Genomic DNA, 15937 nt, shown 5'->3' with positions numbered 1-15937 from the left:
CAAAACGTCAGGTCCGCACGCTGCGCATAAGATGAACGCATGTCCGCAGGCTCTTTTTACATCACCACGCCCATTTTCTACGTGAATGATGTGCCGCACATCGGGCACGCCTACACCGAGGTCGCCGCCGATGTGCTCGCGCGCTGGCACCGGCAGTCGGGCGATGACGCCTGGCTGCTCACCGGCACCGACGAACACGGCCAGAAGATTCTGCGCACCGCCACCGCCAACGGCGTCACGCCGAAGGAATGGGCCGACCGGCTGGTCGAGACCGCGTGGAAGCCGCTGCTGGAGACCGTCAATATTGCCAACGACGACTTCATCCGCACCACCGACGAACGCCACGAGGTGAACGCGCAGAAGTTTCTGCAGCACCTGCACGACGAGGGCCACATCTACACCGGCGAGTATGAGGGCTACTACTGCGTCGGCTGCGAGGAATACAAGCAGACCACCGACCTCGTCGACGGCACCGGCGAATACGCCGGCCAACCGGTCTGCGCGATCCACTCCAAGCCGGTCGAACTGCTGCACGAGAAGAACTACTTCTTCAAGATGAGCGCCTTCGCCGACCGTCTGCTCGCGCTCTACGAAGAAAACCCTGACTTCGTGCAGCCGGAAGCGGCCCGCAACGAGGTCATGTCCTTCGTCAAGCGCGGCCTGAGTGACCTGTCGATCTCCCGCTCGAGCTTCGACTGGGGCATCAAAGTGCCGTGGGACGAATCGCACGTCGTCTACGTCTGGTTCGACGCGCTGCTCAACTACATCACCGCGGCCGGCTACGGCCAGAACGACGAGGAATTCGCGAGCCGCTGGCCCGCGACCCACATCGTCGGCAAGGATATTCTGCGTTTTCACGCCGTCATCTGGCCGGCCATGCTCATGGCCGCCGGTATCGAGGTACCCAAGCAGGTCTTCGGCCACGGCTGGCTGCTGGTCGGCGGCGAGAAGATGAGCAAGTCCAAGCTCACCGGTATCGCCCCGAGCCAGATCACCGACACTTTCGGCTCCGATGCCTTTCGTTACTACTTCATGCGTGCCATCAGCTTCGGCCAAGACGGTTCGTTCAGCTGGGAAGACCTCTCGGCCCGCTACCAGTCCGAACTCGCCAACGGCTTCGGCAACCTCGCCTCCCGCGTGATCGCCATGGTCGTGCGCTACTGCGTCGGCGTTGTGCCGGCCGCCGGCGAGCTCACAGCCGATGACCTCGCGATTGCTGCCACCGAACAGCGGGTGACGGATGCCGCGGCGCAAGCCATCGAGACCCTCGCCATCCACGACGCCCTCACCAGCGTGTGGGAACTCGTCGACGAACTCAACGGCTACATCACCCTGCAGGAACCGTGGGCCCTGGCCAAGAACCCGGAAACCCGGGCGCGCCTGGAGACCGTGCTGCACACGGCCGTGCGCGGCCTCGGCACCCTCACCGTGCTGCTCTCTCCGGTCATTCCCATTGCCACCGCCAAGCTGTGGACCGCCCTCGGCGGCGACGGCGCCCTCACCGACCAGCGCGTCGACCGGGCCTGGGAGTGGACCGGCGGCGCCCAGGTCAGCCCGCTCGAACCGCTGTTCCCGCGCATCGAATCGATCGTGGAGCCAGCCGATGCCTAATGACGCGGTGGCTAATGACGGGCCTGGTCCTGACGGCATCGACGGCTACGGCAGTGCCATTCGCCGCCGCGACAATACCGCGGGCCGCGACCTGAGCTACCCACCGCTACCGGAGCCACTCACGGTTCCCGTCTACGACAACCACACCCATCTCGAAATCGCCGATGGGGAGCATCCGCTCAGCTATCGGGAACAGCTCGACCGCGCCTCGAGCGTTGGCGTGCGTGGTGTGATCCAGGTCGGCGGAGACGTCGAAACCTCACGTTGGTCGGCTGCTGCTGCCCGGATCGAGCCGCGCATGCTGGCCGCCGTCGCGATCCATCCCAACGAGGCACCCGATCTCGAGGAAGCCGGAACTCTCGACGACGCCCTCGCCGTGATCAACGAACTCGCCGGCCAGCCGCGCGTGGTCGCGGTCGGGGAGACCGGCCTCGACTTCTTTCGTACGGGTCACGACGGTCGCGCCGCCCAGTTCCGCTCCTTCGAAGCGCATATCCGCATCGCCAAGGAGCACAACCTTGCACTTCAAATTCACGACCGCGACGCCCACGAGGCCGTGATCGAAACTCTGCTTCGGGTTGGCGCCCCCGAACGTACGGTCTTTCACTGCTTCTCCGGCGACGCCGACATGGCTCGGCTGTGCGCCGAGCACGGCTGGTATATGTCCTTCGCCGGCAATGTCACGTTCAAGAACGCCGGCAACCTGCGGGAAGCCCTGTTCGCCGCCCCGCGCAACCTGCTGCTGGTCGAAACGGATGCCCCCTTTCTTACGCCGCTGCCCTACCGTGGCCGGCCCAATGCGCCGTACCTGCTGCCCAACACGCTGCGCGGCATGGCCGCCCACCTCGAAACGGATGTCTCCCTGCTCTCCGCGCAAATCACCGCCAACACCGAGCTGGTCTACGGACGCTGGGACGCCGAGCCCGTCACCGCTGCCTTCGCCGCCCCAAACGACGAGCAAAATCCCGATCAGGCCCCACTCGGCGGCCTCGCATGACCGGCCGCCACTCCCCGGAGCCTGTCCCCGCTGACCCCGCCATCGCGGCCAAGCCCACCAAGACGCTCCTCGGCCCCGCCGAGATTCGCGACCTCGCCGAGATGCTCGGAGTCAACCCCACCAAGAAGCTCGGCCAGAACTTCGTCATCGACGGCAACACCGTGCGGCGCATCGTCAAGGTCGCCCGGGTCGCGCCGGGTGACACCGTTGTCGAGGTCGGCCCGGGCCTCGGCTCACTCACCCTCGGCATGCTCGAAATCGGCGCGGCCGTTGTCGCCGTGGAGATCGACGACCGCCTCGCCGAGCAGCTTCCGCTGACGGTCGATCTCATGCAGCCCGGTGCTGCGCTCACGGTCATCCGCGCCGACGCCCTCAAGATCACCGAACTGCCCGGCGACCCGACCCGGCTCGTCGCCAACCTGCCCTACAACGTGTCCGTTCCGGTGCTGCTCTACCTGCTCGAGCACTTCGATTCGATTCGCGCTGGTGTGGTCATGGTGCAGGCCGAGGTCGGCGAGCGTCTCGCGGCTCCTCCCGGCAACAAGGTCTACGGCAGCCCAAGCGTCAAAGCCGCCTGGTACGGCGATTTTCGCACCGCCGGCAAGGTCAGCCGCCAGGTGTTCTGGCCGGTTCCCAACGTCGATTCGATCCTGATCGCCTTCGATCGTCGCGCCACCCCGCTGGAATCCGAGGAACTGCGGCTGAAGACCTTCGCGCTCGTCGACGCCGCTTTTCAACAGCGCCGCAAGATGCTGCGCCAGTCACTGTCGGTCGTTCTCGGGGACTCGTCGGCGGCATCCGCTCTCATGTCGGAGGCCGGAATCGACCCGACCACCCGCGGCGAACAGCTGACCGTGCACGACTTTCTCGCCATCGCCCGGGTCTGGATACCGGCTTAGCACGAGCGTGCTGTCCGTGCGGGTAGACAGGCTGGGCTAAGTTAAAAGCATGATGACGACCGCCGGCAGCCCCGTTGTGCACGCGCGGGCTCCCGGCAAAATCAACGTCTTTCTCAAGGTCGGTGCCGTCATGGAAGACGGCTACCACGACCTCGCGACGGCCTATCAGGCCGTTTCCCTGTTCGAAGAAGTGCGCGCCACGCCCGCTACCGACTTCTCGGTCGAATTCTGCGGCAGCATCGACGCCTCCGGCCTCGCGACCGGCGGCACCAACCTCGCCATCAAGGCCGCTCGGGCCCTGGCCCGCAAGGCGGGCTATCGCGGCGGCGTGCACCTCGAGATCGAAAAGAACGTACCCATTGCCGGTGGAATGGGCGGCGGCTCCGCGGACGCCGCAGCCACCCTTCTAGCCTGCGACGCGCTCTGGGGCACCAACGCCACCAAGGACGAGCTGCTCGGGATCGCCGCCAAGCTCGGCGCCGACGTGCCGTTCTCCTTCACCGGCGGCACCGCGATCGGCACCGGCCGCGGCGACCAGCTCAGCCCGGCGCTGGCCAAGGGCAAATTTCAGTGGGTGCTCGCCCTCGCCGACTTCGGTATGTCGACACCCGGTGTTTATCAGGAACTCGATCGGCACCGCGACCGCCACGCCCAGGATATTTTTCCGGCCCAGCACCAGCCCTCCGTCGACGCAAACGTGCTGCAGGCGTTGCGGGCCGGCGACCCGCACATGCTCGCCGACGTGCTGCACAACGACCTACAGGCCCCCGCTCTGCACCTCGCGCCCGGCCTCGCCAAGGTGCTGCAGCTCGGTGAAGAAAACGGAGCCCTCGCCGGTATCCTCTCCGGCTCCGGCCCGACCGTGGCCTTTCTGGTAGCGGATGCCGACAGCGCGCTCGAATTGCAGGTCGCGCTCTCCGCCTCCCGCCTGCGCGTCGTGCGCGCCACCGGCCCGGTGCACGGCGCCCGCCTGATCAACGACTAGTCCGGAATCGTACGCCCCGGCGTGCCGTAAACTTGGAGGCTATGGCACATCTTCTCGGGGCTGAGTCCCTGCACCTCGAATTTCCCACCCGCGTCATCTTTGACAGCGTCACCGCCGGCCTCAACGAAGGCGACCGCATCGGCGTCGTCGGCAAGAACGGCGACGGCAAGTCCACCCTGATGCGTCTGCTCGCCGGCCGCATGGAACCCGACGAAGGCCGGGTCACCCGTCGCCGCGGCGTCACGATCGGCATGCTCGACCAGTCCGACGACCTCGCCAGCGGCCAGACCGTCGGCCACACCATCGTCGGCGGGATCGAAGAACACGTCTGGGCTGGCGACGCCAAGGTGCGCGACGTCATCGGCGGTCTCGTGCGCGACATCCCCTGGGACGCCCTCGTCGACGACCTCTCCGGTGGCCAGCGCCGCCGCGTTGCCCTCGCCGCCGTGCTCATCGGCGATTACGACTGCATCTTCCTCGATGAGCCCACCAACCACCTCGACGTGGAAGGCATTTCCTGGCTCGCCGGTCACCTCAAGACCCGCTGGGCAGCCCAGTCGGGCGGACTCGTGGTCGTCACCCACGACCGGTGGTTCCTCGACGAGGTCTGCAATATCACCTGGGAGGTGCACGACCGCCTGATTGAGCCGTTCGAGGGTGGCTACGCCGCCTACATTCTGCAGCGCGTCGAGCGCGACCGCATGAGTTCCGTCGTTGAATCCAAGCGCCAGAACCTCATGAAGAAAGAACTGGCCTGGCTGCGCCGCGGCGCCCCGGCCCGCACCGCCAAGCCCAAGTTCCGCATCGATGCCGCCAACGTGCTGATCGAGAATGAGCCGCCGCCCCGCGACACCGTCACGATGCAGTCGATGGCGATGCAGCGCCTCGGCAAGGACGTCGTCGACCTCATCGACATCGGCGTGAAGTTCGGCGACAAGACCGTGCTGAACGACATCACCTGGCGCATCGCGCCGGGGGAGCGCACCGGCATCATGGGCGTCAACGGCGCAGGCAAGTCCACCCTGCTGAACCTCGTCGCCGGCACCCTGCAGCCGACGACGGGAACGGTCAAGCGCGGCAAGACCATCAAGGTGGCCGTGCTCACCCAGCAGCTGTTCGAACTCGACGAGATTCGCAACGACCGGGTCAGCGACGTCATCGGCCGCCAGAAAACCAGCTACATGGCCGGCGGCAAAGAGATCACGCCTGGCCAGATGCTCGAACGCATGGGCTTCTTGAGCGCACAGCTCACCACCCAGGTCAAGGACCTCTCCGGTGGCCAGAAGCGCCGTCTGCAACTGCTGCTCATCGTGCTGAGCGAGCCGAACGTGCTCATCCTCGACGAGCCCACCAACGACCTCGACACCGACATGCTCGCCGCCATGGAAGACCTGCTCGACTCCTTTCCCGGCACCCTGCTCGTCGTGTCGCACGACCGGTACCTCATCGAGCGCGTCACCGACAACCAGTACGCGGTCATAGACGGCGGCTTTCGTCACCTGCCCGGCGGCGTCGACCAGTACCTCGAGGTACGCCGCAGGGCGGTCGCCGGCCCGGCAGCCGGTTCTCCAACGGATGCCGCTGGCAAGACCAAAAAGATCCCCAGCCTGGGCGGCGCTGAACTGCGCAACGCCCAGAAGGAGCTCGGCTCCATCGACCGCAAGGTGGTCAAGTTGCAGGAGCGTATTGCGCAGAAGCACGAGAAGCTCGCCGCCCACGACCAGTCCGATTTTGCCGGTCTCGGCGAACTCGGCGTGAAGCTGACCGAACTCGAAGAGACCATCGCCACGCTGGAAACCCGCTGGGTCGAACTTACTGAGCTGATCGAGGGCTAGTTTCGCAGAAGCTGTGACGCAGTGTGTCGGTGCAGGCCACGCGTCGCAGCTTCGGCACGTATCGTTAAGGGGTGCCTGCGCAGCCGCGGTACACAGCTCCTCGTGGGCGCAGCCTTCTGGTTTGACCGGTCGTTGTTGTGTGCCCGCGAGCTGTCAGTGCGTCTCGTTGAACCGTGACGAAATGCACTGTGCTGCGCCCTGCCATACGAAACCGAACCCACAGCGCCTGAAGGAATTACCGTGAAGAAAATCGTGAACAAGAAGAGCCTGCTCGCTGGTCTCGCCCTCGTACCGCTCATCGCCCTGCTGGCCGGCTGTGCCGGAGCCTCCGAAGGACCGGCCACCGGTACCGACGGTGATGCCATCAAAATCGGCGTCGTCGGAGCGAGCGACCCGTACTGGGAGATCTACACCGAGGCCGCAGCGGCCGAGGGCATTGAGATCGAGATCGTCGACTTCGCGCAGTACCCGCAGGTGAACCCGGCCCTCGCCGCCGGAGAGGTCGACCTCAACCAGTTCCAGCACATCGTCTACCTCGCCGAATACAACGAGGCGAGCGGCGACAACCTGGCTCCGATCGGCGCCACGGCCATCTACCCGCTGGGCCTGTACTCCACCGAGTACAGCAACGTCGATGACATCGTGAAGGGCGACACCATCGCCGTGCCCGACGACGACAGCAATCAGGCACGCGCGCTCGTCATTCTGCAGTCCAACGGTCTCATCGTTCTGAAAGACGGCGGATCCATCTTCTCGAGCCTGTCCGACATCGACGAGGAGGCCTCCAAGGTCAAGGTCACGGCCCTCGACGCCTCGCTCACCGTCGCGTCGCTGCCCGACGTCGCCGCCGCGGTCATCAACAACGACTTCGCCGAGAAGGGCGGACTCAAGTTCGAGGACGCCATCGCCACCGATGACGCGACCGACCCGCAGGCGCTGCCCTACGTCAATATCTTCGTCTCGCGGGACGAAGACAAGGACAACGCGACCTTCCAGCAGCTCGTCGAGATCTACCAGAACACCCAGGACGTGCAGGACGGCGTGCTGGCCGTCTCGGGCGACACCGCCGAAATGGTGACCACCCCCGCCTCCGACCTGGCCAAGTCGCTCGCGACGGTTCAGGCCGATATCAAGGCCGCCAAGTAAGCATCCGCTTCATCAGCGCAGTCCGGGGGAGCAGGCGCCCTGGACTGCGCTGTTGTGTCGGGTATCACGGAGCATGAAATGAGCGAGGCAAACGGATGGCTGTAGTCAGTCTGCGCAATGTGGGCAAGATCTACCCGCCCACGTCCAAAGACGGCGCGAGCGTCACGGCGATCGCCGATGTCAGCCTCGACGTTGAAGCCGGCGATATTTACGGCATTATCGGCTATTCCGGTGCTGGCAAGAGCACCCTGGTGCGTCTGGTCAATGCTCTCGAGCGTTCGACTTCCGGTGAAATCTGGGTCAACGGGCAGAACATCGCCGCGCTGCGAGAGCGCGAGCTGCGCCAGGTGCGCCTCGGCATCGGCATGATCTTTCAGCAGTTCAACCTGCTCGGCTCCCGCACGGTGGCCCGCAATGTGGCCTACCCGCTCGAAGTCGCCGGATATCCCAAGGAGAAGCGCGCCGCACGCGTGGCCGAGCTGCTCGACTTCGTCGGCCTCAGCGACAAGGCCGGGTCCTTTCCCGACCAGCTCTCCGGTGGCCAGAAGCAGCGGGTCGGTATTGCCCGTGCCCTCGCCACCCAGCCGAGCATCCTGCTCGCCGACGAGGCCACGAGCGCCCTCGATCCGGAAACCACCCACGAAGTCCTCGCCCTGCTGAAGCGAGTGAATGCGGAATTCGGGGTCACCATCATCGTGATCACCCACGAAATGGATGTCATCCAGACCATCGCGACCAAGGTCGCCGTGATGGACCAGGGCCGGGTCATTGAACGCGGACCCGTCTTTGATGTGTTCTCGAACCCGCAAGCCGCGGCATCCGCTCGGTTCGTCTCAACCGTGGTCAAGGGGGTGCCATCTCCGGCCGAACTCGCCGTGCTGCGCGAACGTCACGCCGGCCGCATCGTCACGCTGGCCTTTCGCGACAGCGCGGTCGACCAGGGCGCCGTCTTCGGTGAACTGGCCAGGGCCGGCATCGCCTTCGAGGTCGTCTACGGCGGCATTAACGAGATTCAGGGACGCCCGTTCGGGCACCTCACTCTCGCCCTCACCGGCGCTGACCCGGTCGTCGACCAGGTACTTGCCCATATTCGAACGCTCACGACCGTCACGGAGGTGCGCTGATGGATGCCCTGATCAATCTGCTGCCCGAACTCTGGACGGCCACCTACGAGACGCTCTACATCGTCGCGCTCACTCTCTTCTTCGGTGGCCTCGGTGGGCTGCTGGTGGGCCTCGGGCTCTACCTCACCCGGGCCGGCAGTATCCTCGAGAACAAACCGTTGTTCTTCGTGCTCAACCTGCTGGTGAACTTCATTCGCCCGATTCCGTTCATCATCTTTCTCGCGGCGGCGCAACCACTGGCCCGGGCCGTCACCGGCAGCGGCATCGGCAATAACGCGATCATCTTCACGATCGCTCTCGCGGCGTCCTTCGCCATGGCGCGCATCGTCGAGCAGAACCTGCTCACCGTGACGCCCGGCGTGATCGACGCGGCGCGCAGCGTCGGTGCCGGGCCGATTCGCATCATCTTCACGGTGCTGCTGCCCGAAGCGCTCGGGCCGCTGATTCTCGGCTATACCTTCATCTTCGTGGCGCTCGTGGACATGTCGGCGGTCGCCGGCTACGTCGGCGGCGGCGGCCTGGGCAACTTCGCCCTGCAGTACGGCTACCGCCAGTTCAACCCGATCGTGACCTGGGCGGCCGTGCTGCTGATCATCGTGCTGGTGCAGTTCGTGCAGTTCTTCGGCAACTACCTCGCCCGCAAGGCGCTTCGCCGCTAGTTGAGGCTGCGCGTGCGGACTAATCGCCGATTAGACTCTCGTCGTTCACCTCCTCGTAACCTGCCAGCCAACTGATCGTCACCTTAGCGACGGAAAGTTCTCGTCTAGCCGGGTTTACTCCAGCCGTCGCACCACCGAGACGGACAAGGTGTGCGCTCATTGTTTACGGGAGCCAGCATGCCAGGCAGAAGTCACGTCGTGTTTTCGGCATTTAGCACACTGGCCGATCCGCGACTGCAGGGCTGGGCAACTCTTCGTGGTCAAATTAACGCCGGTTCGCCGTCGATGACGCCCATCTCTCGCCCGGTAGCTGCCCGGACGTTGCCTGATGTGGCCGCCGTTCAGGCTGGGCTGTGGCGCCTTCTCGCCCCCAACAATCGAGAACTCGGTCGCAGCGCGTCGGTTTATAGTTCGCTGGGGAGTGCCCGGGCACACGTTCTGCGGCTTCAGGGCCTCGTGGCGGAAATGCGCGCAGCGTCGGTAATCGGCCCCGCGTCGGGAACTTACGGTTTCTGCATATTTCTGGACGAAACGGTCGTGATGACCAACGGTCGCTGGTTTGCTGCTGCCGCGGCGAGCCTCGAAGCTGCTGCGGCTACCATCGAGGCGTTGGGCGGTGCGATGGTCATAGCCGATGCTCCAGTGCCACAGAATAGCGGCGCACACGAGCAGCCAGAAGCGACGAAAATTTTGTCGTGGTGACCCAACGACGTTCGGGTAGGTAGCGTCGATGATGGATGCCTCCGCTGACGGTCTTATCGCTGGCCGGTACCGCCTCGGGAATCTGCTCGGCACGGGAGGGACAGCGTCGGTCTTCTCAGCCGTCGAGGTCGCCTCGGGGCTGCCCGTGGCTTTGAAGATTCTGCATCCGCACCTGTCTGGTTCGGTTGAGTCCCGGGCGGCGTTCTTCGCCGAGGCCCGTTCGGCCTCCGAGGTGCACCATCCGAACGTCGTCGACGTTCTCGGTATCGGGGGAGAGGACGCCGTCGTACGGCACCGTGATGCCGGAGACCAGGACGGCACGGGGGAACCCGTCGACGTACCCCCGGCCTGGATTGCCCTGGCGCTTGCTCCCGGATTGAGTCTGGCCGAGATGGTGGAGAGAGACGGCCCGCTATCTGTCAGTAGTGCACTCGCCATGGCCAAGGGAGTGCTGCAGGCCCTTGTCGCGGTACATTCCGCGGGGCTCATCCACCGCGACGTGTCGCCGGCCAATATCATGGTGGCGCCGGAACCAGACGGTTCCCTATGGCCCGAACGAGTTGTGTTGCTCGACTTCGGCCTGGCCGATGCTGCGGGGCGTAGTACCGCCACCGTAAGCGCAGAAATGGCTGCGCCGAGTGCCGTTCAGGGTGCCCCGCCGGGGGTTCTCGGCACGATGAACTATCTGTCACCAGAACAGGCTCGGGGACTGGCGGTCGACGAACGCGGCGACATCTATCAGATGGGCGGGGTGCTCTACTTCGCTCTGACCGGCCGGCCGCCGTTTGCGCGAGAGACGGTTGCCGCAGTCTTGCGCGCACACGCGCAGTCGCCGCCCCCGGTCCCTTCCGTGGTGAGGTCGGGCGTATCCCGCGCGCTCGATGGCATCGTGGTCAAGGCGTTGCTCAAGGATCGCGGAAATCGGTTTGCGAGTGCCGGTGACATGCTCTCGTCGATCGAATCGCTCGCAGCGACGAGCGTTTCCACTGCGGAGGCGAGAACCAGAATTCTCACCGGGACAGCGCTGGGCGCTGCCGATCAGATCACGTCTGTGCTTGCACGGCAGCTGACCGCGACGACGGCGACCGCTCGGGGCAACGAGCCGGGCGTGCGGGCGCTTTCGCGCCGGAGACGGCCTCATCCCGGATTCGCTGGCTGGCTCGCACTTCTGCTCGTCACTTCCTCCGTGGCCGGGGGCTGGGTGCTGGCTGCCCAAGGACAGGGCCAGCCGGCGAATGACTCCGCGAGCCAGATTCCGGTTGCTTCTCCCAGCGTGTCACCGCCAGTGGCGGCCCCGGTGGAGCAGTCTGTGGTGCCAGTTGCTGCCTCGATCGTCGTTCCAGAGCTGGTGTCCCTCAGCCTTGCGGCGGCGAAAGCTGTACTCGAAGCTGCGGGGCTGAGAGTGGGAACACTCACCATAGAGAATTCAGCGAATCCGGGTGACAGCGTGCTGGCGCTCGCGCCGGTCGCGGGCACCCGCATCGTTTCCGGCGGGATCGTCGACCTGGCGATCGCCTCGGGGTTCAACCCGATTCCCTCCCTTCGGAATCGCTCACCTGATGGCGCCACAACCGTGCTGCAGGCCGCCGGATTCAGCACGCAGATCGATTTTCGGACCAGCGCAACTGCACTTGCTGGCACGGTTCTGACGAGCGAACCCGACGAAGGGGTCGTGCACAGGCTGGGCGAGATCGTCACGATAGTGGTGTCAACCGGCCAGGCACCGACACCCATTGGCACCCCCGCGGTCACGCCAACGCCAACGCCAACGCCAACGCCAACGCCTATCCCGACGCACACTACTCCTCCGGCACCGACAACGTTCACGGGCTGAGTCTCCAACTCCCAGTGGCACTGCACATCCCGTAACCAGTGGATAACCAGTGGATAACCGGTGGATAACCTAATTGGCACCTGCTGTTCACCTTCCAAAATCAAAATCGACCTCAGGCCACGAAGCTCCCACTGTTTCAGCCACTTTCCGAGACTGACTGAGGACGCATCGTGACTACGACTAACCCCACTGAGCCGCTCGGCCAACCGGCCACGTCGGTGGGCTGGACACCCGATTTCGACGATGCTCCGCGCCGGTCCCTGCTTCCGCGGCCATCGCTGTCAGACTCCGTGTTCAAGTCGGTCGCTGTCACAGCCGGTGCGACGACAGTGGGCATCATGCTTGCCGTCGGGTTGTTCCTCTCGTTCCGGGCGAGCAGTGCGCTGCAGGTATCCGGGTTCTCCTTTCTGGTCGAACAGCAGTGGTCACCGGAAACTCAGGTCTTCGGAATCGCATCGATCCTCTTTGGCACCATCACCATCGCCCTGATTGCGATGTGCGTTGCCGTGCCGCTCGCCCTCGGCACAGCACTACTCATCTCCGAGATAGCCCAGGGCCAGCTGCGCAAGACCCTGATCACCCTGGTCGACCTGATGGCGGCCGTGCCCAGCGTCGTCTTCGGACTCTGGGGCGTCTTCTTCCTGCAGGCCAACGTCATCCCGGTGGCTTCTTGGATCTCGACCTACTTCGGTTGGATTCCCTTCTTTCAAGTGACGGATGCCTCCGGTCAGGTGTTGACCGAAGCCAGCGCCTTCACGTCATCGGCCTTCATCGCCGGAATCGTCGTGGGCCTGATGGTCGTGCCGACCCAGACATCCGTTATGCGTGAGGCCTTCTCGCAGGCCCCGAACGGCGAGCGTGAGGCTGCATTCGCCCTCGGGTCGACCCGCTGGGGCATGATCCGCTCCGTTGTTTTGCCGTTTGGCCGCGGTGGAATCATCGGCGGAACGATGCTCGGCCTTGGCCGAGCACTCGGGGAGACCATTGCCGTCTACATGATCATTTCGCCCATCTTCACGATCAACTGGCAGGTGCTCAAGACCGGCAGCAACTCGGTGTCTGCGCTCATCGCGCTGCGCTACGGCGAGTCGAGCGAGTTTGGTCTCTCGGCGCTCATGGCGGCGGGCCTCGTGCTCTTTTTGATTACCCTGATGGTCAACTTCACCGCCTCGTCTATCGTGGCCCGTTCGCGTTCCGGCGCCGATAGTGAGGCCTGAGCATGCTCATCGACACTCTCACTCCTGGCACGGCGCCGACCAAGACGACCACCGTCATTCCCTCCTCGGAGGGGATTGAGATCGGGCCGCGGCGTCGGGTTCGATCCGTGCGCCTCGACGATCGCTTCGACCTCATTGGCGCTGGTGTAGCCGGCATCGCTGTGGGAACGCTGCTCTTCGGCTGGTTCACGCCCCTGTCTGGTGGTGTGGGGTGGACCATCGTGTCCTTCCTCTCCTTCATCACGTTCTACGCCGTGTTGGTGGGGATGAAGGCGGATCGCCAGGAAATCAAGGACCGGGTAGTTTCGGTGCTCCTGGCCAGCGCCGGCGTGATCTTATTCGGCGCCCTGGTCTTCGTCGTCGCTTACACCCTGGTGCGTGGGCAGGACGCGTTGCCGCACCTCAACTTCTTCATCGAGAACATGGAATTGGCTGGCCCGCTCGATCCGCTGTCCGCGGGTGGAATCCTGCACGCTGTTCTCGGCACTCTGATTCAGATCAGCATCGCGCTGGCGATCACCATTCCGCTGGGCATTCTCACCGCATTGTTTTTAAACGAGATTGGTGGCCGCTTCGCGAAGTTCGTTCGAACAATTGCCGACGCCATGACGGCGTTGCCCTCGATTGTGGCGGGCCTGTTCGTGTATTCGGCGATCATCGTGTTGATCACGCACCAGCGTTCTGGATTTGCAGCAGCCATGGCCATCACCGTCATGATGCTGCCCATCGTCATTCGCGCCTCCGACATTGTGCTGCGGCTGGTCGCCGGGAACCTGCGTGAAGCGGCGTACGCTTTGGGCGCTACCCGTTGGCGTACGGTCTGGCATGTCGTGCTGCCCACGGCCCGACCGGGGCTGGCGACGGCCGTCATTCTCGGCACAGCGCGCGGCATCGGCGAGACATCGCCGGTGCTGCTGACCTCCGGAGTCACCGCGGTGACAAATCTCAACCCGTTCTCCGGCCCCATGATCTCGTTGCCGCTGCAGGTCTTCGACTTCGTCAAGTCGCCAGAACCGAACATGATTGCCCGCGGTTTCGGTACCGCGGCCGTTCTAATCCTGCTCGTGCTGGCCCTATTCGCGGTGGCCCGGCTGATCGGTGGTCGTGGACCGGGAGAACTCTCCCACGGTCAGCAGCGTCGAGTGCTGGAGGCATCCGCTCGAGACGTGCGGCGCATCACGATTGCGGCGGACCGTCGTCAGCCTGTGGCCGCGGTTCCGGAACCTGACCCAGCTCCAGGCCTTCCCTCCACGCCAGAACGTCCCGCACCATCGAAAGAGGAGTCGTCATCGTGACGCGGAAAAATTACTGGGCGCGCGCAGCCCAAACGCTGACTGCGGCCTTCGTCGTGGCGTTGAGCGTGGCGACCGTGGTTCCGGCCCAGGCAGTCACGTACGATCCGATCACCGGTACCGGGTCGACGTGGTCGCAGAACGCCCTCGACCAGTGGCGTAAAAACGTTGCCGCCAATTATGGAATGACCGTGAACTATTCGGGAGTCGGTTCCTCGGCCGGTCGTCGCGATTTTGCCGCCGGCAGCGTGGACTACGCCGTCAGTGAGATCCCTTTTCAGTCCAAACCCGAAGACGGTTCGGCCCCGGAGGTGCCCACCCGCGGTTTTGCGTACATGCCCATTGTGGCCGGTGGCTCCTCCTTCATGTACAACCTGAAGATCGGTGGGGTGCGGGTGTCGAACCTGCGACTGAGTGGTGAAACGATCACCAAGATATTTACCGGGGTGATCACCAAATGGAACGATCCGATCATCGCCACCGACAATCCGGGCCTAACCATGCCGGACAAAGGCATCGTGCCGGTCGTGCGCTCTGACGGCTCCGGCTCGACGGCGCAGTTCACCCTGTGGATGTCGAAGCAGCACCCGGCACTGTGGAACTCGTACTGCGCATCCGTTGGCAAGGCGACCCCGTGCGGACTCACTTCGCAGTATCCACTCACCGGCAATATGAAGGGCCAGAGCGGTTCCTCCGGCGTCGCCGGCTACGTCAGCCAAGACTACGGCGAAGGTGCCATCACCTACGTCGAATACTCCTATGCCTTGGAATCGGGTTATCCGGTGGCCAAGGTGCTGAACGCCTCCGGATATTATGTCGAACCCACCGCGCCGAGCGTAGCCGTCGCCCTGATGCAGGCGCAGATCAACACCACCCCCGGCCCCGACTACCTCACCCAGATTCTGGATGGCGTATATAACAGCACGGACCCGCGCACCTATCCACTGTCGAGCTACTCCTACATGATTGTGCCGACCGAAGTGGTCGCCGGAGGAGTCTTCACCGCGAAGAAGGGCGCCACGCTCGGTGCCTTCGCGAGTTACATGCTGTGCGAGGGCCAGCAGCAGGCCGAAGCCCTCGGCTATTCGCCATTACCTATGAACCTGGTCCTGGCCGGATTTGACCAGATCGGCCGCATTCCTGGCGCAGCGCCCGCACCCGATCCCAACGCCTGCAACAACCCGACTTTCAAGCCGGGCGACTCCCCGTCGAATAACCAGCTCGCACTGACAGCTCCGCAGCCCGCGGAATGCGACAAGGTCGGTGCGAACCAGTGCACCACTGGCACGGGCGGATCCTTGGCCGAGACGCCCATTTCCGGTGCGGGCACCGGCGGGACCGCGTCCAATGCCGTGGCCGGCTCAGCGGATCCGGCAACCGCTGCGGCCGCCGGCGCCGCCGGCGCCACCGCTGGCGTGACGGCAAGCTACGACGAAAACGGCGCTTTGATTAGCGGAACCGGTATCTCAGGGTCTGCGGTTGCTTCACCGTTCACCCTGGCATCCTCCGCGTGGGGATCCGGCCAATCGACCATGCTCTTCGCCGCAGTCCTCCTTCTGGCAGCGGCACTGCTTCCGCCCCTAATCTGGCCTCGGCTAAAGCGCACGCCGGCCAAGGTCGTTGCCAAATGAGTGCA

The 15937-nt window shown here is 64.6% G+C and carries 13 protein-coding genes; all 13 read left to right on the top strand.

Annotation, left to right across the window (positions count from 1 at the left end):
* Positions 1-39: 39 nt before the first annotated feature.
* The 13 genes from metG to pstS all read left to right on the top strand — a co-directional run bounded on the left by metG (position 40) and on the right by pstS (position 15932).
* Positions 40-1611: a methionine--tRNA ligase gene (gene metG, locus E3T41_RS16605; protein WP_092451596.1), complete on the top strand. Its 1572-nt coding sequence runs from the start codon at positions 40-42 to the stop codon at positions 1609-1611.
* Entirely contained in the window at positions 1604-2608 is a 1005-nt protein-coding gene (locus E3T41_RS16600) for a TatD family hydrolase (RefSeq protein ID WP_134479423.1), read from the top strand. Before metG ends, E3T41_RS16600 begins: the two co-directional genes overlap by 8 nt.
* A gap of 101 nt (positions 2609-2709) precedes the next feature.
* Positions 2710-3507 (top strand): 16S rRNA (adenine(1518)-N(6)/adenine(1519)-N(6))-dimethyltransferase RsmA, encoded by a 798-nt coding sequence (gene rsmA, locus E3T41_RS16595; protein ID WP_233194940.1) that lies wholly within the window; start codon positions 2710-2712, stop codon positions 3505-3507.
* A gap of 52 nt (positions 3508-3559) precedes the next feature.
* On the top strand, positions 3560-4492 hold the full coding sequence (locus E3T41_RS16590; RefSeq protein WP_092451693.1) for a 4-(cytidine 5'-diphospho)-2-C-methyl-D-erythritol kinase: 933 nt from the start codon (positions 3560-3562) through the stop codon (positions 4490-4492).
* 41 nt (positions 4493-4533) lie between these two features.
* Complete coding sequence (locus E3T41_RS16585) at positions 4534-6327, top strand: ABC-F family ATP-binding cassette domain-containing protein (RefSeq protein WP_134479422.1); 1794 nt, start codon at positions 4534-4536, stop codon at positions 6325-6327.
* Between the two features lie 249 nt (positions 6328-6576).
* The gene (locus E3T41_RS16580) at positions 6577-7473 is read left to right on the top strand and encodes a MetQ/NlpA family ABC transporter substrate-binding protein (protein WP_241991225.1); all 897 of its coding nucleotides are present in this window, start codon (positions 6577-6579) and stop codon (positions 7471-7473) included.
* 95 nt (positions 7474-7568) lie between these two features.
* Positions 7569-8597 carry a methionine ABC transporter ATP-binding protein gene (locus E3T41_RS16575; protein ID WP_092451603.1) on the top strand — a complete coding sequence of 343 codons (1029 nt, stop codon included), beginning with the start codon at positions 7569-7571 and terminating at the stop codon, positions 8595-8597.
* Positions 8597-9256, top strand: coding sequence for a methionine ABC transporter permease (locus E3T41_RS16570; RefSeq protein WP_134479421.1), 660 nt, complete (start codon positions 8597-8599; stop codon positions 9254-9256). Before E3T41_RS16575 ends, E3T41_RS16570 begins: the two co-directional genes overlap by 1 nt.
* 159 nt (positions 9257-9415) lie before the next feature.
* Positions 9416-9958: a hypothetical protein gene (locus E3T41_RS16565; RefSeq protein WP_134479420.1), complete on the top strand. Its 543-nt coding sequence runs from the start codon at positions 9416-9418 to the stop codon at positions 9956-9958.
* Positions 9959-9986: 28 nt separating this feature from the next.
* Positions 9987-11792, top strand: a complete 1806-nt coding sequence (locus E3T41_RS16560; protein ID WP_134479419.1) for a PASTA domain-containing protein — start codon at positions 9987-9989, stop codon at positions 11790-11792.
* A 170-nt stretch (positions 11793-11962) separates the two neighbouring features.
* On the top strand, positions 11963-13009 hold the full coding sequence (gene pstC / locus E3T41_RS16555; protein WP_134479418.1) for a phosphate ABC transporter permease subunit PstC: 1047 nt from the start codon (positions 11963-11965) through the stop codon (positions 13007-13009).
* A gap of 2 nt (positions 13010-13011) precedes the next feature.
* On the top strand, positions 13012-14304 hold the full coding sequence (gene pstA / locus E3T41_RS16550; protein ID WP_092451613.1) for a phosphate ABC transporter permease PstA: 1293 nt from the start codon (positions 13012-13014) through the stop codon (positions 14302-14304).
* Positions 14301-15932 carry a phosphate ABC transporter substrate-binding protein PstS gene (gene pstS / locus E3T41_RS16545; RefSeq protein ID WP_233194926.1) on the top strand — a complete coding sequence of 544 codons (1632 nt, stop codon included), beginning with the start codon at positions 14301-14303 and terminating at the stop codon, positions 15930-15932. The genes pstA and pstS overlap by 4 nt, the downstream gene beginning before the upstream one ends.
* Positions 15933-15937 lie beyond the last annotated feature (5 nt).

Origin of the sequence: Cryobacterium sp. Hh38 (assembly GCF_004403235.1) — a bacterium.
GTDB classification, from domain to species: Bacteria; Actinomycetota; Actinomycetes; order Actinomycetales; family Microbacteriaceae; genus Cryobacterium; species Cryobacterium levicorallinum.
Note: the sequence above shows the minus strand (reverse complement) of the source record. Positions and strands in the feature narration are given on the sequence as shown.